The following is a 13156-nucleotide window of genomic DNA, read 5'->3' as shown; positions in this document are numbered from 1 at the left end:
CGGGTTCTCCATCGAGCCGAGGACCGAGGCCCTCGGCCGTGGCCGTGCCAGGGATGTCAGGCACTCTGCTCGAACAGCCAGTCGCGCAGTGCGGTGATCTTGTACGCCGGCTCGAAGGAGGCCATGTGCTCCCCGCCCATCGGAGCGGACGACGCCCCGGACGTCTCCAGCACGGTTCCCGTCTTGAACGTGGCGAAGTTGATGCTGTCGCCGGCGGCGAACAGCTTCTTCGCGGCGCTCGCGTACTGCGCCTCGGACCAGGTCGCGTCCCACGTCGCCTCCTGATACGAGACACCCGCGCTCTTCAGCATCTTCTTGACCTCGGCCTGACCGCCCGACGCCTTCTCGTCACCGCCGGCGGCGATGTAGAAGAACTTCTCCTTCGCCAAGTTCTCCAGCTCGCTGATGTCCCACTGCCCGGAGACGAACAGCTCCGCCGCGAATAGGCCGGGGTGCTTGGCCGCGAGGTACATCACCGTCATGCACCCCATCGACTGGCCGGTGCCGTAGATCCGCTTGGGGTCCACGCTGTACTTCTTGGTGACCGAGTCCAGGAGGCGAGTGGTCAACTCGACGTAGTCGGTCGTGGTAAAGCTGTCGTGATCGTCGATGATCACTTCCGGGTACGTGGGAACCAGCACGATGCTCTCGTGCTTGGCCTGCTCGCTCTCACTGGCCCAGATCAGCGCGCCGTACTGCGACAGCGGCGCCGTCACCTCCTTGCCGGCGAGACTGGAGTCGGCGATGTAGAGCACCAGGGGGTACGTCTTGGACTTGTCGTAGTCCGCGGGGACGTACAGGTTGTAGGGCACCGACTTGCCGATCTGCGAGTCCTTGTACGTGTACTGCTTGAACTTGTCCGGAACCTCCGCCGTCAGGCTCTCCAGACTGGGAGTTTCCCCGCCGCCACTCGCGGCGGAAGCGGAAGCAGAGGCGGAAGCGGACGCGCTACCGGCGGAACTCGTCGAGGTACTCGACGACTCCGACGAACTGCCACAGGCGGTGGCACCGAACAGAGCAAGACCGAGAGTTCCAGCCAGGAACCCGCGGCGCGCAAGAGGGTCGTTGTGCATACCCGTGACGCTATGGGTGCTACCTCGCCGTTCTATGGGACCAGCATGGGATTTTCCCCAAGCCGGGCGCCGACTCCGCTCGATCCCTTCCGCACCACGCGCGGGCGAAGCCCGAGACCGCGGACTCGAGCGGTCATGGCACGACGTCGTGGCCCAGGAGAGCGGGGCCACGACGTTACGCACCAGAGCACCAGAGGTTGCTCTTCCTGCTCGGCTCAGGCGGTCACACCTTGCCCTTGGTCACCACCCACTTGCCGCCCACCCAGTTCCCGACGGTCTCGTAGCCGGAGCGGAACGAGCCGAGCCAGTTCAGGGTCAGACCGGCCTCGGCCTTGGACTTGACGGGGGTGTAGCTGGACGGGTCGTCGGCCGATCCGCCCGTCGTGTTCTTGGCGACGTACGGGAAGGGGTAGGCCGGGCGGGCGGAGGTGACCTTCCCGCTGCTGTCGACCGACTTGGTCAGCAGGCTGTCGGGGGCCTCGCCCGTGGTGACCCAGTCGACGATGGCGGTCAGCGCGTCGAGGGTGTTCGGGCCCTGGCCGCCGCCGCAGTGGGCGACGCCCGGGAGCAGGAACAGCCGGGCGAAGTCGTTGGTCGCCTTCTCCCCGCCCATCACCTTCTGCACGGCCTTGTAGTACGCCATGGTGCCGACCGCCGGGATGTGCTGGTCGCCGAGGCCGTGCCAGAGGATCAGCTTGCCGCCGGCCTTCTTGAACGCCTTCAGGTCGGGGTCGGTGGCGTCGTACATGCCCTCACCCAGCCCCATGACCTTGTTGTAGTAGGCCTTGGTGAACTTGATGTCCTTGTACGTCAGGGTCGGCTGCGGGCTGTCGAAGATCTGGTAGCGGATGGTCTCGCGGACGAAGTTCATGTCGCCGCTGGTGCCGGTGGCCGTGGTCGGCACGATGACGTTCGCCCAGTTCAGCTCGGAGCCGCGCAGCTGGTAGCCCGGGTAGAGCAGCTGGCCGTGCTCGTCGGTCGGGCCGGCGTAGATGCGGCGCAGCGTGGTGACCTGGTCGGCGGTGAGGCAGTAGGCGTCGGCCGTGGAGGTCTGCCCGGTCTTGCACTGGATGCTCGCCGGGTCCCAGTCGCAGGCCAGCGGGTCGACGATGATCCCGTCGGCGAGGGCGCCGCAGCCCTTGAGCACGGCCGCGTGGATCGGCGCGAGGTCGGCCGTGGTGATGGTCGCCGGGCCGCCGTTCAGGAAGACGGACTGCGCGGTCCAGGCGTGCGAGAAGGTGTTCAGGGCGGTGAAGTTGTTGGCCGGGGCGCCGGCGATGATGCCGTCGAAGTCGTCCGGGTAGCGCTGAGCCTCGGTCAGGGCCTGGTGACCGCCCTGCGAGCAGCCGTCGAAGTACGAGTGGTCCGGGGCCTGACCGAAGTACTTCTTGATCAGGGCCTTGGCCGCCAGCGCGAGCGAGTGGTCGGACTTGTAGCCGAAGTCGGCGCGCAGGGTCGGGTCGGTGGAGAACAGACCGTTGCCCTGGTAGTGGCCCTCGTCACTGGAGGCGACGGCGAAGGCGCCGTCGGTCAGCGGCACACAGCCGCTGGAGGCGGAGACGCGATCCGTGCTTACATTGCCGCACAGGCCGCCGCAGCCGAGCTGGAGATAGCTCGCCTGCCAGGTCGACTGCGGCAGCCGGATCTGGAAGTGGATCTGCGGCGCGATCACGCCTCGCACATCGCAGTAGGCCCAGTTACCGAGCGTGTTCGCGGCGGCGGTCACCTCCGTGGCCGAGGTGATCTGGAACGGCACGCCGGGCACCGTGGCGGCCAGATCCAGCGAACTGATCCCGGAACAGGGCATGACCGGCGCGATGCCGGAGGACGCGCTGCTCGCGGCGGCGACGGAGGCGGACGTGGCTGCCCGCGCGCTGTCGGTCGCGGCATTGGCAAGGGTTACGGTCGCACCGGTCACGAGCGCGAGGACGGCGGCGAGGACCGCGAGGAACGGGGCCGATTTCCACCGACACCATCTCAAGAGCATGGGCATGCTCTGTCTCCGTTCGATCGTCGAGTGCGAGCCGGGAGGCTGGACCGGGATGGCGATACGGCCATCTGCGGGCAGGCCGCGACCTTCCTCCCGCAGCTCCAACTTTTGCAGGGGCCGTTACAGCCATGGAACGTAGTCCCGAGCCTCATCCACCACAAGACTGTTGACCAAATTGTTGACGATATTCCGACAGGATCGATCGACGCGCAGGGGCCTCGGTCTCGCACTTCGCCGCGATGACACGGAAGCTGCGGGTACGGCGACGGCAGGCCCCTCCCCCTGACAACTCCCCCGCCCTGACCGGCGGCGGCACGTCGGGCCGGAGGAACGGCCGGCCGATCCCGCGCGGCGGTGACGCCCAACTGGACGGCACCCGGCGGCCGTTCGCCCTCATGACTGCCCCGAAAACGGGGTGCAGATCGCCGACCGACCCGATGCGCCTTGACGAACGCGCCCCGGAGCGAGGCCAGAAGTCGACTCTCAGGAACCATCTCCCTGCGCGAGTCATTGACTTGCCCCGCCCAGGAACGCTGTCATGTGATCCCTTTCGTTGGAAAGTGTTTCTTTCCGCTGCCCAGGGAGTCATATGTCGCACACCTTCGCACGAAGATGGTCCCGTAGAGTCGGCCTCCAACTCCTCGCCCTGGCAATCGCGTTGACCGGACTGGCCGCCCTCGACACCCCCGAGCGGTCCGTACCCCTGTCCGCCGAGCCGGCCGCCGTCAGCACCAACCAGATCAATGTGCCCCCGCCGCCGATGGGCTGGGCGTCCTGGAACAGCTTCGCCAGCAGCATCGACTTCGACGTCATCAAGCAGCAGGCCGACGCGCTGGTCTCCTCCGGCATGGCCGCCGCCGGATACCGGTACGTGAACCTGGACGACGGCTGGTGGCAGGGGGCGCGCGACGGAGACGGCAACATCGTCGTCGACGAGAACCTGTGGCCCGGGGGGATGAAGGCCGTCGCCGACTACCTCCACAGCAAGGGGCTGAAGGCCGGCATCTACACCGACGCGGGCAAGCAGGGCTGCGGCTACTACTTCCCCACCACCCGCCCCGCGGCACCCAACACCGGTATGGAGGGCCACTACCAGCAGGACCTGGAGACCTTCCAGCGCTGGGGCTTCGACTACGTCAAGATCGACTGGTGCGGCGGCAAGGAGGAGGGCCTCGATCCGGAGGCCACCTACAAGCAGATCGCCGCCGCCAACGAGGCCGCCACCGCGGTCACCGGCCGCAGACTCGTCCTCTCCTTCTGCGAGTGGGGCACCGGACTTCCGTGGAACTGGGCCACCGGTTACGGCGACCTGTGGCGTACGAGCACCGACATCATCTTCTGGGGCCAGACCGCCAACACCGGCAAGATGCTCGCCAACTTCGACAAGGGCCTGCACCCGGCCGCCCAGCACACCGGCTACTACAACGACCCCGACATGATGATGGTCGGTATGAACGGCCTCAACGCCGCGCAGAACCGGCTGCACATGAGCCTGTGGGCGATCTCCGGTGCCCCGTTGCTGGCCGGCAACAACCTGGCCACGATGAGCACGACCACCCGCGACATCCTCACCAACCCCGAGGTCGTCGCCGTCAACCAGGACCCCCGCGGCCTTCAGGGCGTCAAGGTCGCCGAGGACACCCGCAACCTCCAGGTGTACGGCAAGGTGCTCTCCGGCACCGGCAAGCGCGCGGTGCTCCTGCTCAACCGCACGGGCTCCTCAGCATCCATGACGGTCCGCTGGGCTGACCTGGGCCTGACCGCCGCCTCCGCGTCCGTGCGCAACACGTGGACGGGCACGGCCGCCGGTTCCTTCGCCACTGGTTACACCACCACCGTCCCGGCGAACGACGCCGTGCTGCTGACGGTCTCCGGCACCGAGGCGTCCGGCTCGACGTACGAGGACATCACCACCGCCACCACACCGGCCTTCACCGGCGTCACCACCGCCGCCGCGGGCACCAAGCTGGTCGACATCACGTACGCCAACGGCGCCGGTACCGCACGCAAGGCCACCGTCCAGGTCAACGGACAGTACAAGTACGTCGTTTCGTTCCCGCCGACCGGCTCGGCGACCACCTACCGGACCGTGTCCGTGCTCGCCCACCTGGGCAAGGGCAGCAACACCGTGCGCTTCGCGCCCGTCTCCGGCAGCGCCGTCCCCGACGTCGACGCCATCCGGGTCCAGGGCATCGAAGGCACCGACGGCGTGGCCCTCGTCGGCTCCGGCTCGAACCGCTGCGTCGACATCGACAAGAACACCATCACCAACCTCACCCAGGCCCAGATATGGGACTGCTCCGGCGGACGCAACCAGACGTTCACCCGGACATCGCGCGGTGAGCTGGTCGTCTACGGCAACAAGTGCCTGGACGCCGACAACAACGGAACCACCAACGGCACCAAGGTCATCATCTGGGACTGCACAGGCGCCACCAACCAGAAGTGGAACGTCAACTCCGACGGAACCATCAGCAACAACCTCTCCGGCCTGTGCCTGGACGCGTCGGGGGCGGCGACCGCCAACGGCACGAAACTGCTCCTGTGGACCTGCAACGGCCAGAACAACCAGAAGTGGACGCTCAACTGACGGCCGCCGCCTCACCACCGGGCCGAAGCCCGGTGCACGGCGATCGGACGCGGTAGCGGGAACCTGACACACGACCGGCGAGGGCATCGACAGCGCCCTCGCCGGTCGTCGTACGACCGCGTGGCCCCTTTCCGGAGGCCCGCCCGTGCCGGCGCCTCAGCCGGTCGGCCGAAAGGACGATCCCGGACGGCGGTGCCCGCGGAGACCTTGGCCCTTCGGCCGAGGCGGTCGGACGGTGCGGGCGGCGAGAGTGGTGTCCGTTCCCGTATCGGCCTGGAGGTCAGTGTGAAAACCAAGGTAATCGTCGCAATCGCCGTACCGGTGGCCCTCGTCGGCGCCGTCGCGGCGACCACATCCGCTGCCGCGGGCATGAACGTGCAGAAGAACACCGCCGAGCCCGGCAGTGGCGGGTACGCGAAGGTGCAGGACCACCCAGGCCTCAGCGGCGATCTCCTGGCGACGCACATCGAGACCTGGTACCACCCCCTGCCGTGGGTCGGAAAGACCATCGACGACATCTCGTGTCCGGACCTCGCGGCGGTGCGCAACACGAAGATCACCTGTACGGCGAAGTCCGGCGGCACCCAGGTCTCCGTGCCGGTAAGCGTGGTCGAAGTCGTCGGAGCCGTGGCTCCGCGCGTCACCTGGAAGTTCGAGCGTTGACGTGCACGCGCCTGTGACCGGGGCCGACACGGCCCTGCCCGACGACAGCACGACAGCGGGAGAGCGACCATGATCGAGGCCACGGGCCTGTCCAAGCGCTACGGCTCCACGGTAGCCGTCCACGACCTCTCGTTCGAGGTCCGCCCGGGCCGGGTGACGGGCTTCCTCGGACCGAACGGAGCCGGCAAGTCGACCACGATCCGGCTCATGCTCGGGCTGGACGCCGGGGGCGGGCGGACGTTGTTCAGCGGCAAGCCGTATCGGGAGCTTCGCCACCCGATGCGCGAGGTGGGCACCCTGCTGGACGCGAAAGCGTTCCACCCGACCCGCAAGGCGCGCAGTCACCTGCGGATGCTCGCCGCGGCCGCGGGCGTGCCGTACACGCGGGTCGACGAGGTACTCGACATGGTCGGGCTGGAGTCGGTGGCGAAGAAACAGCCGGGGGGTTTCTCCCTCGGCATGGGCCAACGGCTGGGGCTGGCGGCCGCGCTGCTCGGCGACCCCCACACACTGATCCTCGACGAACCGGCAAACGGACTCGACCCGCAGGGCATCAACTGGCTCCGCGGCTTCCTCAAGGACTTCGCCGCGTCCGGCCGGTCCGTCTTCGTCAGCAGTCACCTGCTCGCCGAGATGGCCCTGATGGCCGACCACTTGGTGGTGATCGGCAAGGGCCGGACGATAGCGAACGAATCGGCCGCCGACTTCGTGAGGAAGAGTTCTCGCAGTTTCGTCGTGGTCCAGAGCCCCCACATCGACAAGCTGGCCGAACTGCTCCTGTCCGAGGGTGCCGGAGTCGAACGTGTGGACAGCACCGCGATCGCGGTCAGCGGCGCGGACCGGGCGAGCATCGGCGAACTCGCGTACGCCAACCAGATCCTGCTGCACGGACTCACGGACCGGGCGGCGACGCTGGAAGAGGCGTTCCTGGAGGCGACCGCCGACGCCGAGCAGTTCGTCGCCACCCCCGCGGCGCCCCGACCGACGAGGGCGACCGCCGCCGCGAGCAACCCCGACACCCCGGAGGGAACGCGATGACCAGCGCGCTGCGCTACGAATGGGTTCGGCTCACCACCGTGCGATCCACATGGTGGCTGATCGGGATATCCGTGATCGCCCAAGGAATGCTGGCGCTCGTGTTCACCCTGAGCGGCAAGAGCCACGACGGGTCGTTCGCCGCGGACGCGGGCGCGCTGGCGCTCAGCGGCGGCACCGGCATGGTCCCGCTCGTCTTCGTCTTCATGGGACTGATAGGCGTCTTCTCCACGGGGCACGAGTACCGGTACGGGACGATCCGCGCCTCGCTGACGGCGTTTCCGCGCCGTACCGACCTGTGGGCCGCAAAGGCCCTGGTCGTCGCCACGGTGGCGGCCGTTGTCGGGGTACTCCTGACCGCCGAGAGCCTGGGGATCGGCCTGCTGGTGGGCGGACCGAGCGCCGAGGTGGTGTTCACCGCGTCCCCGATGGGCCGGGTGGCCGCCGGATACGTGGTGTACCTCGTGATCTGCGCGCTGTTCGGGCTCGCGCTCGCCGGCATCGCCCGCAACGTCCCGGCGGCCGTCGCCCTGCTCATCACCGTGCCGGTGATCATCGAAGGCCTAGTCGCGGTGATCCTCGGGATGGAAGCCTTCGGGTCGGCCCGGTCGCTGTCCGCCTACCTGCCCTTCACGGCCGGCGAGCGGATGATGGCCGTGAGCACCGAGACACCCCTCGACGGCGGTCCGTTGCCGCTGCGCCCCCTCACGGGCGGTCTGGTCTTCACGGCCTACGGCGCCGCCCTGCTCGCCCTGTGGGGCACCCTGTTCGTCAAGCGGGACGCCTGATCCGGACGGCCTGGGCGACGGGACATACTGCCCCGCCGACACCACCCGGGCCCGGGAGGCCACGGTGCCTCCGCCCTGAACGCGGACATGCGGAGACGAATCGTGACCTGCCCTCACCCGAAGGTCAGGGCAGGTGCGGTGATCTGACGCATCGGCGCAGGCGCGACACTGATGGTCTCTGCCACAGGAACGGGACTCCCGGCCTGACAGCGGATCGACCAAGATCCGTCTGCCGGCACGGGAGTCCCGTCGGGTACTCGGTCCGCCAACGCTGCCGCCCCGGTCGTCGTACCGATGTCCCGTCCGGTGTGCCCTCGGAGCCACCGAAGTGGTCGACCAGGTACGGGAGTCGGCCGGATGCGCCCAGCGACGACGCGGGCTTCCGCCGACCTCGGCGGTGGTCTGCCGCGGCCTGGCTCAATGCTGGTTCAGCAGTCGCGACAGCGCGGATTCACCAGAGAGCCGGGGTCCCTGCGGGCCCTGTCCGAGGCACAGCGGCGCTCTCCGGACGATCTCGTCCAGCGTCTGAGCGGATACCCGCTTCCACCTTCCCCCGGCGCATGCGGCCGGTCGAGCGTGGTGCGGCCCGTCCGAAGCCCTGGCGCATCTTCCGCAGCGCCGGCGGCGGCGACGTTCGATGAGCCGTTCGGTCCGGTCCGCCGCTCAGGCCCGCGCCTCCTCGGAGGTAAGGAAGCGGAGGTTCTGCACGTGCTCGTTGACGAACATGGGTACGCCGTCCGAGGCCAGGTACCAGCGCGGCTTGCCCCATCTGTCGGCGATCACCCTGCCGTTGACACGGAGGTTCTCAAGGTGACGTCCTTGATGACGTGGTCCTTGTCGTAACCGACCATGATCGACATGGCGGCGTGCCGGCCGTTGTAGCTGAGGTCCTTGATGTAGACGTTCTCAATGCCGCGGCCGGATGCGGTGTTCCAGGTCGGGATGTAGGGAACCCGCATCTGGACGAGCTGACCCCACCGGAAATCCTCGACGCGGATGCCGTCGCCGGGGTTGATGGCGATGCAGCCCTGGGCGAGCACCTGCGGCTCACGGTGGTCGAGGATGTCGATGTTCTCCAGCACCTCGTAGTTGTCGGGGTCGGGGTTGCCGTGGATGTCCAGGTTGATCGGGTGGGCGACGTCTGCCCACAGGGAGCAGTTCCTGACGGTGATGTTGCGGGTGTCGCCGTAGAAGTCCCAGCGGTGGGTGTAGAGAGCGATGCTGTCGTCGGACGTGCGCAGGAAGCAGCCGTCGATGATGACGTTCTCGGAGCAGTAGAGCTGGACGCCGTCGCCCCAGCCCTGGTGACTGAAGGCCCGCAGGTTCTTGATCGTGAGGTTCCGGCACTCGGCGACCCGGATGTTCTCGTACCGGGGGTTGAGGATCGTGACGTTCTCGCACTTGTGGATGTACAGGGCACCCCCCTTGGAGTTGTACATCACCCCACGGCCGATGATCCGGGAGTTCTCCACTCCCTCCATGATCACGCGTGCGTTGAGGACCGAACCGGGGGCCAGGTAGACGGTGGTGCCGGTGGGTACCGTCAGCTCCCCGTTGAGGGGGTGTAGAAACCGGGCCCGAAGTACATGACCTTCTTGTCGCCCTCGGCGGGCGGGTTCTCCTCGACCGGGTTCGCGAACAGGTGCAGGCAGTCGAAGATCTTGTCATCGACCTGGACGACGATGTTGCGGGGCCGGTCCAGGGTGAAGCGCGCGGTGTCGCCGAGCACCTCGGGCCTGATGCCGTACGAGTCCGGACGAACACGGAACTGCTGGGCTCCGCCAGGGTTGTAGGTGACCTCGACCTCGACGGTGCCGGAGAAGCCGAAGGCAGCCCAGGAGGAGAGCTTGCCCGGATTACTGCCGGTGACCGCGTCGATCAGCGCGAGCTTGGCCAGATAGACGCCGAGTCTCTGCCAGGTGCCGCCGACCGGGCGGACCTTGACGGTGAACGAGTTGTTGACGGGCACCCGTGGGAGTGCCAGGTGGAGGACAACGATGTCACCTTGGGAACCGATTTCTTCAGTGGCAGCACTCGCAGTGCCTCCGACGCCGGTGACCAGACCGCTGGCAGCTACGACACCAGCGGCCAAGTACGTGTGGACCGGACGGTGCGCGCCCTTGGTCCACTCCGTCGCCCAGAGATACGTCGAGACACGGGAGTCGTCGCGGATCGCGTCGTTGCCGGCGAGGGCGGCCTCGTCGTCAGTGGTGGCCGGGTAGAGCAGCAGAAACTCGTCGGTCATCGTGCCGAACTTCTGCCGCACGGCGCTCACGTAGTCGTCCAGGGTGACGTGGACGGGCGGGGCGCCGGGGCGGTCCGAGTAGGGCGTGACGCGCCAGTAGGCGAAGGCGGTCTCGGGTACGGCCCCACTCTCGTCGAGGTTGGTGCCGGCCAGGTACCAGACGTCGCTCGTCTCCGCGGCCCTCACCAATACGAAGAGGCGGCAGCCGTGCTCGCGACGCTCTGCAGCGGGCCGGCTCCTGTCTCACACCCCATCCGTGAAGGACGGAACCCACTATGAGCAATCACGTTCTCCGTCGGCTCGGTGTGTCGCTGGCGGTCCCTGCCGCTCTTGCCGACGCGGTCTGCCTGGCCGACCCGGACACAGCCCCCGACTCCCACGACCTCATGCGCCAGCGGCCCGGCCGGTGTGGGCACCCCGCAGGTCAGTCTCGTGTCCAACACCGCCAACCTGTATGTCGTCGGCTACTTCACCCACGCGACCAACACCTACGGCCACATGGGTGCCGGCCCTGCCAACCCCGTCAACGCGGCCCACGTCAGGAACGACTTCCTGCGTCAGGGCGACGGCTACCTGGAACGCGTCGGCGGTTTCGACCGCTCCGACCGGCGTCTCGGGACAGGTACCTTCTTCTCGGCGATGAGCGTGCTGCGCGCCGCCAGGCCTCTCGGGTCAGTTCACGCTACCCAGGCGGCCGAGCAGGCGTCCGCCATCACAGCGATGATCCGGATGTTCGCTGAGGGCGCCGGTTCGACTTCATCTCCGCGAGCATCGGTTCCAATGCTTTGGCCGGAACGACCTTCACCGTCGCTGTCCCGCTATGTCCGGGACCGCATCAATGACAGTCGCACCTTCAACTTCGTGGTCGGCAGCACCCTCGCCCTGCGGACCATGCAGGCAGCGGCCAACCGGCTCGCCGTGGACTACCCCGGCCGACGATAACCGGGAGCCCAGCGAGCGCTGGCGCCGTGACGGGGCGAACGAGCCCAATGGGGCACTGGCCGGGCCTTTCCGTTCTCCGCACGTCGCCGCCTCCGTGCCGGGCGTCGACCGCCAGCACCTGCACCCTCTCCCCATGCAAGCCGCCTGACCCAGCTGGCCGACCTGGCCCAGGCCTCCTCACCCACCTGCACGACAGCCTTCGAACAGCCTGAGGGAGCCACCCCCACCGCGTGCCGGGGTCTCACGCACCGGGCTGTGCGTGCCCGTGCTGCCAGGCCCAGGCCGCAATCTCGACGCGGTTCCGGGCCGCGAGTTTGAGCTGGACACTGGACAGGTGCGTCTTGACTGTAGACAGGGAGACGTACAGCTCGGCGGCGATCTCGGCGTTCGTTCGGCCGAGGGCGACCAAGCGGACGACGTCCAGTTCGCGGTCGGTGAGGGGCTCCGCGGGCGGCGCCGGCTTCCCCGGGGCAGCGGCGGCGGCCTGCGGTGCGGTGACCTGCTTGAGCAGGCGGACCGTGATCGACGGCGAAACCAGCGAGTCGCCGGCCGCGGCGGCGCGGACCGCCTCCGCGAGGAGGATGGGTCCGGAGTCCTTGAGCAGGAATCCACAGGCGCCACCGCGCAGTGCCCCGTACACGTACTCGTCGAGGTCGAAGGTGGTCACCACGACGACTCGCATCGGGTTGGCCACGTCGGGTCCCGCCAGCAGCCGGGTGGCCTCCAGCCCGTCCAGCTTCGGCATGCGGATGTCCAGCAGGCAGACGTCGGGCCGCTCCCGCCGGGCCAGTGCCACCGCCTCCTCGCCGTCGGCGGCCTCGGCGACCACGGTGATGTCGGGCTGGGCGTCGAGGAAGAAGCGGAAGCCGGTGCGGACCATCTCCTGGTCGTCGGCGATGAGGACGCGGATGGGCGCCCCGGACGGAGCTGGGGTGGTCATGGCTCGATCATCCCTCAGTGGAAGGGGGACCTTGGGTGCGGGGCCCCGTCGGGACGATGTCAGTCCGCCGTCTGCACCGGGCCCGCCGTCACCTTCCGCAGGAGCGGCTTGCTGTCGGCGATCGCGGTGAGCATGGTCAACGCGCCGACCACCACGCAGATCACCAGTTGCACCGCACCGGGGGTGTTGATGGTGGTGCCGGCCGCCTTGTTGAGTTGCATGGCGCCGAAGGCGCCCATCGCGGGGGTGCCGCCTGCCAGGCAGGCCAGCCGGATGACGGTCTCGCGGATCCGGGCCCGGTCCAGCACCTCCAGTGGGGTACCGGCCAGCAGCCCGAGACCAAACAGCCCGCGCTCTTGTTAACGAACTCTGCACCGAGGCCATCACGTCCAGAACCGTCGACGAAAGCTACGCAGGAAGCGTGCTGGTGGCAGTGAGACGGCGCTCCGTGGACCGCCACATCAAGGACCTGCTCAGCGCACTGGCCGTTGCCAGCGCGACGGACAACCCGGCCCAGCTGACCCGAACCCAAAACGAGTTGTGGACGCTCTATCAGTACGACCAAGCGCTGCAGCAAGCAGGAGCAAAGACCCTCTGCCTGCATCCCCGCGCCTTCGGTCCCGGCCGGGCGGTGTCGACCACGGTGGGCCCCGTCCCCGTACTGCTCTGGCAGGTCGGCCATACCGGCGATGTGCCGACGTACCGGCTGTTCCCACGCTCCTCGTTCGCCGACTACCTGGCCCGCCGGCTCATCGACGCAATGACCGAATACCGTGCCCCGGCGCTGCCCTGAGGGCGTTGAGGGCGCTCGAGTTGTCTCCGTCGGCATCGGCCCCTTCCTCCCTCCTCTCGGTGGGGCCGATGCGGGCGTCCCGGCCCACGAGCGACGC

At 68.2% G+C, this 13156-nt stretch carries 12 protein-coding genes; 6 read left to right on the top strand and 6 right to left on the bottom strand.

What is annotated here, in order from left to right:
* Positions 1 to 56: 56 nt before the first annotated feature.
* Both ICC28_RS23295 and ICC28_RS23290 read right to left on the bottom strand, forming a co-directional pair.
* Complete coding sequence (locus ICC28_RS23295) at positions 57 to 1073, bottom strand: alpha/beta hydrolase-fold protein (protein WP_188290608.1); 1017 nt, start codon at positions 1071 to 1073, stop codon at positions 57 to 59.
* 223 nt (positions 1074 to 1296) lie between these two features.
* Entirely contained in the window at positions 1297 to 3066 is a 1770-nt protein-coding gene (locus ICC28_RS23290; protein ID WP_188290607.1) for a tannase/feruloyl esterase family alpha/beta hydrolase, read from the bottom strand.
* A gap of 586 nt (positions 3067 to 3652) precedes the next feature.
* Between ICC28_RS23290 and ICC28_RS23285 the strand changes: the two genes are divergently transcribed.
* The 4 genes from ICC28_RS23285 (at position 3653) to ICC28_RS23270 (ending at position 8139) form a co-directional block, all read left to right on the top strand.
* Positions 3653 to 5653, top strand: a complete 2001-nt coding sequence (locus ICC28_RS23285) for an RICIN domain-containing protein (protein ID WP_188290606.1) — start codon at positions 3653 to 3655, stop codon at positions 5651 to 5653.
* A gap of 285 nt (positions 5654 to 5938) precedes the next feature.
* Complete coding sequence (locus ICC28_RS23280) at positions 5939 to 6316, top strand: hypothetical protein (protein WP_188290605.1); 378 nt, start codon at positions 5939 to 5941, stop codon at positions 6314 to 6316.
* Between the two features lie 69 nt (positions 6317 to 6385).
* A complete protein-coding gene (locus tag ICC28_RS23275) occupies positions 6386 to 7354 on the top strand; it encodes an ATP-binding cassette domain-containing protein (protein WP_188290604.1) in 969 nt (322 codons plus the stop codon).
* The gene (locus ICC28_RS23270; RefSeq protein WP_188290603.1) at positions 7351 to 8139 is read left to right on the top strand and encodes an ABC transporter permease; all 789 of its coding nucleotides are present in this window, start codon (positions 7351 to 7353) and stop codon (positions 8137 to 8139) included. Before ICC28_RS23275 ends, ICC28_RS23270 begins: the two co-directional genes overlap by 4 nt.
* Before the next feature lie 779 nt (positions 8140 to 8918).
* Here ICC28_RS23270 and ICC28_RS41295 read toward each other — a convergent pair.
* Together ICC28_RS41295 and ICC28_RS41290 are read right to left on the bottom strand one after the other, a co-directional pair.
* Entirely contained in the window at positions 8919 to 9620 is a 702-nt protein-coding gene (locus ICC28_RS41295) for a glycosyl hydrolase family 28 protein (protein ID WP_317454072.1), read from the bottom strand.
* A 62-nt stretch (positions 9621 to 9682) separates the two neighbouring features.
* Positions 9683 to 10570, bottom strand: coding sequence for a hypothetical protein (locus ICC28_RS41290; RefSeq protein ID WP_317454071.1), 888 nt, complete (start codon positions 10568 to 10570; stop codon positions 9683 to 9685).
* Between the two features lie 117 nt (positions 10571 to 10687).
* Between ICC28_RS41290 and ICC28_RS23260 the strand changes: the two genes are divergently transcribed.
* Positions 10688 to 11326, top strand: a complete 639-nt coding sequence (locus ICC28_RS23260) for a ribosome-inactivating family protein (protein ID WP_317454070.1) — start codon at positions 10688 to 10690, stop codon at positions 11324 to 11326.
* 241 nt (positions 11327 to 11567) lie between these two features.
* Here ICC28_RS23260 and ICC28_RS23255 read toward each other — a convergent pair whose 3' ends face one another.
* Entirely contained in the window at positions 11568 to 12266 is a 699-nt protein-coding gene (locus ICC28_RS23255; RefSeq protein ID WP_188290601.1) for a response regulator transcription factor, read from the bottom strand.
* Between the two features lie 59 nt (positions 12267 to 12325).
* Positions 12326 to 12574: a hypothetical protein gene (locus tag ICC28_RS23250; RefSeq protein WP_223189281.1), complete on the bottom strand. Its 249-nt coding sequence runs from the start codon at positions 12572 to 12574 to the stop codon at positions 12326 to 12328.
* Positions 12575 to 12714: 140 nt separating this feature from the next.
* Here ICC28_RS23250 and ICC28_RS40720 point away from each other — a divergent pair, with 140 nt between their 5' ends.
* On the top strand, positions 12715 to 13059 hold the full coding sequence (locus ICC28_RS40720) for a hypothetical protein (protein WP_223189280.1): 345 nt from the start codon (positions 12715 to 12717) through the stop codon (positions 13057 to 13059).
* The last annotated feature ends 97 nt before the right edge of the window (positions 13060 to 13156 follow it).

This window comes from Streptomyces sp. TRM68416 (assembly GCF_014596915.1).
In the GTDB taxonomy this organism is placed as follows: Bacteria; Actinomycetota; Actinomycetes; order Streptomycetales; family Streptomycetaceae; genus Streptomyces.
This window is presented reverse-complemented; position numbering and strand designations above follow the sequence as displayed.